This window comes from Ohtaekwangia sp. (assembly GCF_036568665.1).
Taxonomy (GTDB): domain Bacteria; phylum Bacteroidota; class Bacteroidia; order Cytophagales; family Cyclobacteriaceae; genus Ohtaekwangia.
The window spans coordinates 1-6,002 of record NZ_DATCSD010000129.1 but is presented as its reverse complement, the minus strand read 5'-3'; the positions used below and the strand labels follow the sequence as shown (position 1 = coordinate 6,002).

Annotated in this window: 4 protein-coding genes; 1 reads left to right on the top strand and 3 read right to left on the bottom strand. The window is 41.0% G+C overall.

Annotated features, from left to right (window positions below):
• On the bottom strand, positions 1-861 hold an 861-nt coding region (locus VIN08_RS06775), incomplete at its 3' end, for an aldo/keto reductase (RefSeq protein ID WP_331962151.1).
• Positions 862-1,025: 164 nt separating this feature from the next.
• Between VIN08_RS06775 and VIN08_RS06770 the strand changes: the two genes are divergently transcribed.
• Positions 1,026-1,895 (top strand): AraC family transcriptional regulator, encoded by an 870-nt coding sequence (locus VIN08_RS06770; protein WP_331962148.1) that lies wholly within the window; start codon positions 1,026-1,028, stop codon positions 1,893-1,895.
• 45 nt (positions 1,896-1,940) lie between these two features.
• Here the strand turns inward: VIN08_RS06770 and VIN08_RS06765 are convergent, their stop codons facing one another.
• Entirely contained in the window at positions 1,941-5,255 is a 3,315-nt protein-coding gene (locus tag VIN08_RS06765; RefSeq protein WP_331962146.1) for a ligand-binding sensor domain-containing protein, read from the bottom strand.
• Positions 5,256-5,476: 221 nt separating this feature from the next.
• Positions 5,477-5,659, bottom strand: a complete 183-nt coding sequence (locus tag VIN08_RS06760) for a hypothetical protein (RefSeq protein ID WP_331962143.1) — start codon at positions 5,657-5,659, stop codon at positions 5,477-5,479.
• Between the last annotated feature and the right edge of the window lie 343 nt (positions 5,660-6,002).

Below are 6,002 nucleotides of genomic sequence, written 5' to 3'. Positions count from 1 at the left end.
GAATTGATTGCATACGGCAAAGAAATCCTCACGCCATTTGAAAAGTGCATCACTTTGTATACTCCCTTTTTCAACGAGGCGATAGTCGAAATAATTACTTCCTACAAGAAAGCCTGAATGAAATACCGCTGAGTTAATAACATATATACCCTGACGACTTGCTTCGGCTATAAAACGCAGGAGCTCTTCCGGATGGCTCTTTATGGTCATGCTGTTCGCAATCATGATCCAATCCAGTTCCACATCCCTGGTTATTCGCTCAATGATTTTCCAATCTTTAGCGCCAACGCCAACAGATTGTACTTTGCCTTGTTTCTTCAAATCGTGCAATGCCCTGTAAGCTTCCAGAACATCGTTGTATAATTGTTCTGAATGCTGAACGCTGCTCGCTGTTGCTATATATTCATCGGGATCATGTACGGAAACCATTTGCGCCTGGTAAGTATCCAGCAATGCGTTACCTTGTTCAAAACACTCCAGTATACCTTCGTAACTTATTTTTTGAACAGCATCATGTTTTAAATTTTTCCATACACCCGGCTCGAACGTTGGTTCAGCGGTGGTCAGTTCAGTACGAAGCCAGCCCAGTTTATTGCTGATGACTACATCTTCCGGGCGGGCATTCAGTTGCTTAAGACATTTGCCCAGCACTTCAAGCGCCAGGCCTGCACCATATTTACCAGCGGAATCAAACACAGCCTTTCCACCTGACAAGCGGAGACATTCGCCTACGATATTCAATTTTTCCTGTTCCTCCAGAGTAACAAATAAGTTACCCAAACCACTCGTTCCGAATACTACACGCGGAAGATCAGTAATTACTGTGTCGCTCTGCAGCTTATGAGATTTTTTTGTTGTCATCTTACGTTGTTACAATTCCGACCTTGCGATTGAGTTTTAATCATTATTCGAACGCCTGAGATTTCGTTTGCACAAGAACAAACTTAGTATTGGCATGAAGGTTTGTCATTGCATTAAAAAGACTTTAATTTGTCAAAATCCGACTTTTATAACTGTTCTGTCTTGTGGAGAAAAACCTGTTGAATTATAAGTTCTCGCTTTTGCACGTTGACTATGTGAAGCTGAATAAAAAGTGGAACTACACCAATGTGATAAGTCCTTATTACAGGATATATTATATCGATGAAGGCGAAGGATATATCGTAAGTAAACAGGATAGGATAAAGCTTGAACCAGGTTATCTCTATCTTCTGCCAAGCTTCACCTTGTGCAACCTGTTTTGTAAGGTATATCTGAGTCAATACTTCCTTCATTTTTTTGAAGAATCTGTAGAAGGTCTTTCACTGTTTGAAAATAACCGGATGGTGATCAAAGTCCCAGTCCGCAATACAGACATTAGCAACTTTAAAAGGTTACTTGAAATTAATCCCGGGCGAGGTATAAACCGTTCAGACAATCCGAAGGAATATGAGAAGTATATGTATTACAAAAGTTACCAGCAACTTAACAAGACGATCAGTGATGCAGCGTTCTTTGAAACACAAGGTATAATACTTCAATTTATTTCGCGGTTTTTGAATGAGCGCGAATTTAAAAGCAACACCCCGGATCCGATCGCATCTAAGATCCTGGAGGCGATGCGATATATTCAGATGACAAAGGAAAATCTGACCGTTAGTTATCTGGCTGAAAGAGCTAATTTACATCAGGATTATTTTTCAAGACTATTTTTGCGATATGCAGGACAACGGCCTTTAAGTTATATACACGAAAAGCGAATCGAACGTGCTCAATATCTGATCGCCACTACGGATTTGTCTTATGCAGCAATAGCAGAAGAAACAGGATTTGAAAACTTATCTCATTTTTCAAAAGTCTTTAAAAAGGTTACCCATCTCACGCCAGGCGAGTATAAAAAACAAAATAGAGTATAGTTGATCAGTTTATTCTTTTTGGCGAAAACCAAGACTATATATATACTATCCGTAAGGAATTTTGATGGTAACTGTTGTCATCACATCGGGCTCACTGGTAATTTCCATCGTGCCTTCCAGTATCTCCAGAGCTTTCTTCACCATGAATAGTCCCAGTCCGTTTCCAATTGATTTTTCTGATCCCCGGTAGAACATGTTTGATATTCGATCGAGCGCAGCAGGAGGGATGCCTGTTCCGTTGTCGATCACATGTATAACGAGCTGTCTGTTTTCAATGCTCAATATACATTTTGCATAAGGTTGGTTGTTGTTTCTAAATACTATACTGTTTTCCATAAGGTTGGCAACAATGCATTTAAGCAGTGCGGCATCTCCTGTAAAGTCCTGACCAATTTTATTTTCGAATTCAATTTTTACAACGTTGTTTGTGTTCAGTTCGCTAATGGAAGTTTTGATGTTTTGAATCAGGTCGTCAACATGAATTACTTCCAGCGTACGCTGAGCCCGAAACAGCGAACTCGTTTCATCCAGTCGTTTGAGAAGTCTTAACATGCGTGTTGAGGTCTTCTGGATATTGGTAAAGTATAAACTTAGTTCCTCCGGATTCTGCTGCATTTTGCCCAGGTGAGCTAGGCCTAATATAGTTGCAATAGGGCCTCTCAGATCGTGGCTTGACCGATATAGAAATGTATCAAGGCCCTTATCCGTTTCAGTAAGCTTATTAATCGTACGGGTTAACTCTGTCGTTCTGTTTTCAACCAGTTTTTCAAGGTTTGAATTTACCCGTTGCAATTCTTCATTTGTAGAATTTACCTCTTCATAAGCCTGCTCCAGTTTTATATTCTTATCCTTGATTTCTTTCTTTTGCGTCTCCACTAAATTGGTGCGTGCTTCAACGAGCTGTTCGAGTTTTATCTTTTGTTTGAAGAGTAGTTTTGTTCTGATGTGAATAATAAATACAGTGAGCATAATCAGAACTATAGCGGCCCCGATTTTTGCCTCTAATCGTTCATACCACCTGGGGATAATTATAATCTGGATGCTGGCTGCGTTTTCATCCCACTGTCCACTTCTGTTCAAAACACTTATTTTCAATGTATAATCACCTGCCGGCAGATCGGTATAGGTAGCTGTGCGACTTGCATTCGCATCGTTCCACGCTTTATCGAAACCATCCAGATAGTATCGATACTTATTTTCTTTCGGGAAGTTGAAATCAAGACATGAAAACTCAAGCGAGAAAACGTTTTGGTCTGCCTGCAGGGTTATTGATTCTGTTTGCGATATACTTTTGGTGAGGAGCCCGGTCTTGTCGTTGACTTTAACAGGTATATTAAAAAGACTAAGTTGTGTAAACACGACCCGTGCTTTGGTAGTATCATCTTTTATTTTATCAGGACGAAAAACATTTAGCCCATTGGTGCCGCCCATATAGTATGTACCGTCTGAGCTTTTCAGTTTGGCTCCTTCATTAAATTCGGTTCCCTGCAATCCATCGGTTATTGTGTAACTATAAACTCTTGATGTTGAAGGATCAAATTTGTGCATGCCATCACTGGAGGTAAACCATATATTATGTGAATCATCTTCGAGTATACTGTTGATTTTTTTTCCTTTGAAGCTATCCGCGATTTGTTTGAAGTCAGACTTTTCAGGATCAAATAAAATCAATCCCTTATTACCAGTAGCGATCAAAAGCTTTCCGTCAGCGTTCATTTGGAAGTCTACGATTTCATTGGTTGGTATACTTGTAGAATCTTCCGGTATATTTAAAAATGGTTTGAATATTTCTGTTCGCGGATCGTAGCGGTAAATTCCATCCAGTCGCGTTCCTACCCAAATGTTTCCTGTGCTGTCTTCCTTCAGGCAATAAACCGGAGGGGTAGATCTCTGGCCCCTTACAAGAAGCGGTTTAAATACTTTTTTATCCGGAAAGAATTCGTCCAGTGCCGATAACTGGCCTGCGTATATTTTATGGTTGCTATCTTGTAAAAGTGACCAGACGTGGTTCGAGCTTATGCTTGTTTTTTTGCCGGGCACATGCATATAGTAAGAGAAGCGTTCTGTTTTTGTATCAACATAATTAAGCCCTCCTCCAAATGTACCTGCGTAGATGTTATTCTTTTCATCCACCAGCAATGATTTTACTACGTTGGAGCTTATGCTGTTTTTATTGGTTGACGAATGCCGGTACGATGTGAATGATTTTGACTCCGGATCGAATTTATATAGCCCGGAGCCATCCGTTCCAATCCATATTTTTTGATGTTGATCTTCTGCAATTGCCAGCACTGAATTTTTTCCGATATTTTCCATAGCAAGGTCGAAGTATCGGTAGTGTTCGAAGCGCCTGCTGCCGCCATATACAACTTGTACACCACCGCCATACAGACCTAGCCAATATGTATTCTGCTCGTCCACAAATATGTTTACTATATTTCCATTGTGAAGGATCCTGCTTTGGCTACCAAGAATCTGTCTGAATTTTCCGTTATCATCCCGTTTATATATACCCGCGCCATCTGTGCCGATGAGAAGTTTTCCATCTTTGTCTATGGCAAGTGCACCAATAATGTCGGTACCAAAAAATGGTTTGCCAGGGGCGGATGTGAAGCGATCGAATGTCGTGTCATTTTCGTCATCTAAGCGAAGCACTCCGTTGCCATTCGTACCAAAGTATATAGCTCCTGTATGGTCTTGAACCATAGAGATGATGGCATCATCAGGAGGCAAACCTCCCTCGGTTTCACTAGGGTATATAGTACGTTCTATACCGGTTGAGCCCATAATGCAAATACCATTATTGGTAGAAGCCCAGATTTTTCCTTTTCTATCTTCGAATAGTGTACCGATGGTACCCAGCCCGGTCTTGTCGTTTCGATGATCGTATTTTGTGATGCTAAAGGTTTCAATATCTATTTTATAGATTTCACCAAACGCGCTGACCCAGAGTTGACGATGGTTGTCTTCCAAAAGATGAAGTACTGTATTGTGATGGCCGACCTGAGACGGTTCCGTCAGAAATCTTCTAAATGTTTCCGTTTTGCTGTCATAAAGATTTAGACCATCGTATGTACCCACCCACAGCCTTTTCTTGCTATCAAGAAACATGTTTTGAATGGCATTGTTGCTAATACTGGAAGAGTCATTATCAGAATGATTGAACTTGACAAATGAATACCCATCAAATCGGTTAAGACCATCACCTGTACCAATCCACATGAAGCCCTCACTATCTTTGATTACGCATGCGACACTGTTTTGTGATAGTCCGTTTTCAGTGGTTAAGCTATAGTTATAAGCGATAATGGGAGTAGTCAATTGCTTCTGGCTATATCCGTGGTATGTAGATATAGTCAAAATTAGTTGTAGCAGTGGTACAACTAATCGGTGTGAATGAATAAGAGAAGGCACTCACCAATTTAAAGAAAAATCCCGTTGCGGCCATATCTTTGTTGATGTTGTTTTGCGACTCTATATAGCAGAAGAGTTAAACTATTGCTGTTGGATAGTTCCCAGCTTTATGCAAGAATCACGAACGCAGCTATACCTTGAGAGCCCGTGCTGCGTCCTTGCCTTCGTTACCTAACGATAGCCATCGGAAGCCACCATTCGCTTTTCCGGGTTTGGGCAAGAATGGTGTGAGAGTCGCGCCCCGTGACGGAACCACGTTTCGGCTGCAGGTTATCTTTGCACACCGCCGGTGCCGAGCGGTATAGCATTGGGTTCTGCAGGCGTTGCAAGCGGATATATAGTACTGTCATGCGCCCTAGCGAACGTGGTGATGGCGAATCAAGTGAGCCGCATAACAATTTTAGTCAGCTTGTGTAATGTATTATACATGGTACAATTGGGTTGAGGTATATATGATTTAAAAGATGTTACTTACGTATAGAGCATTTACATCTATATATAGTCCGAATGTACAGATATAAATGCTCTATTTGTGATCCGAATTAATGTCGATTACCGGAACAACAGCTGCGAAAAGTTATACAGGTTGTTTCGCCATACCGGCCATGTATGGCCACCCGGATATTCGCTATAGGTATATTTAATGCCAAGCTCATCGAACTTGCTGCACATCGCTTTGCAGTTGCTATAGGC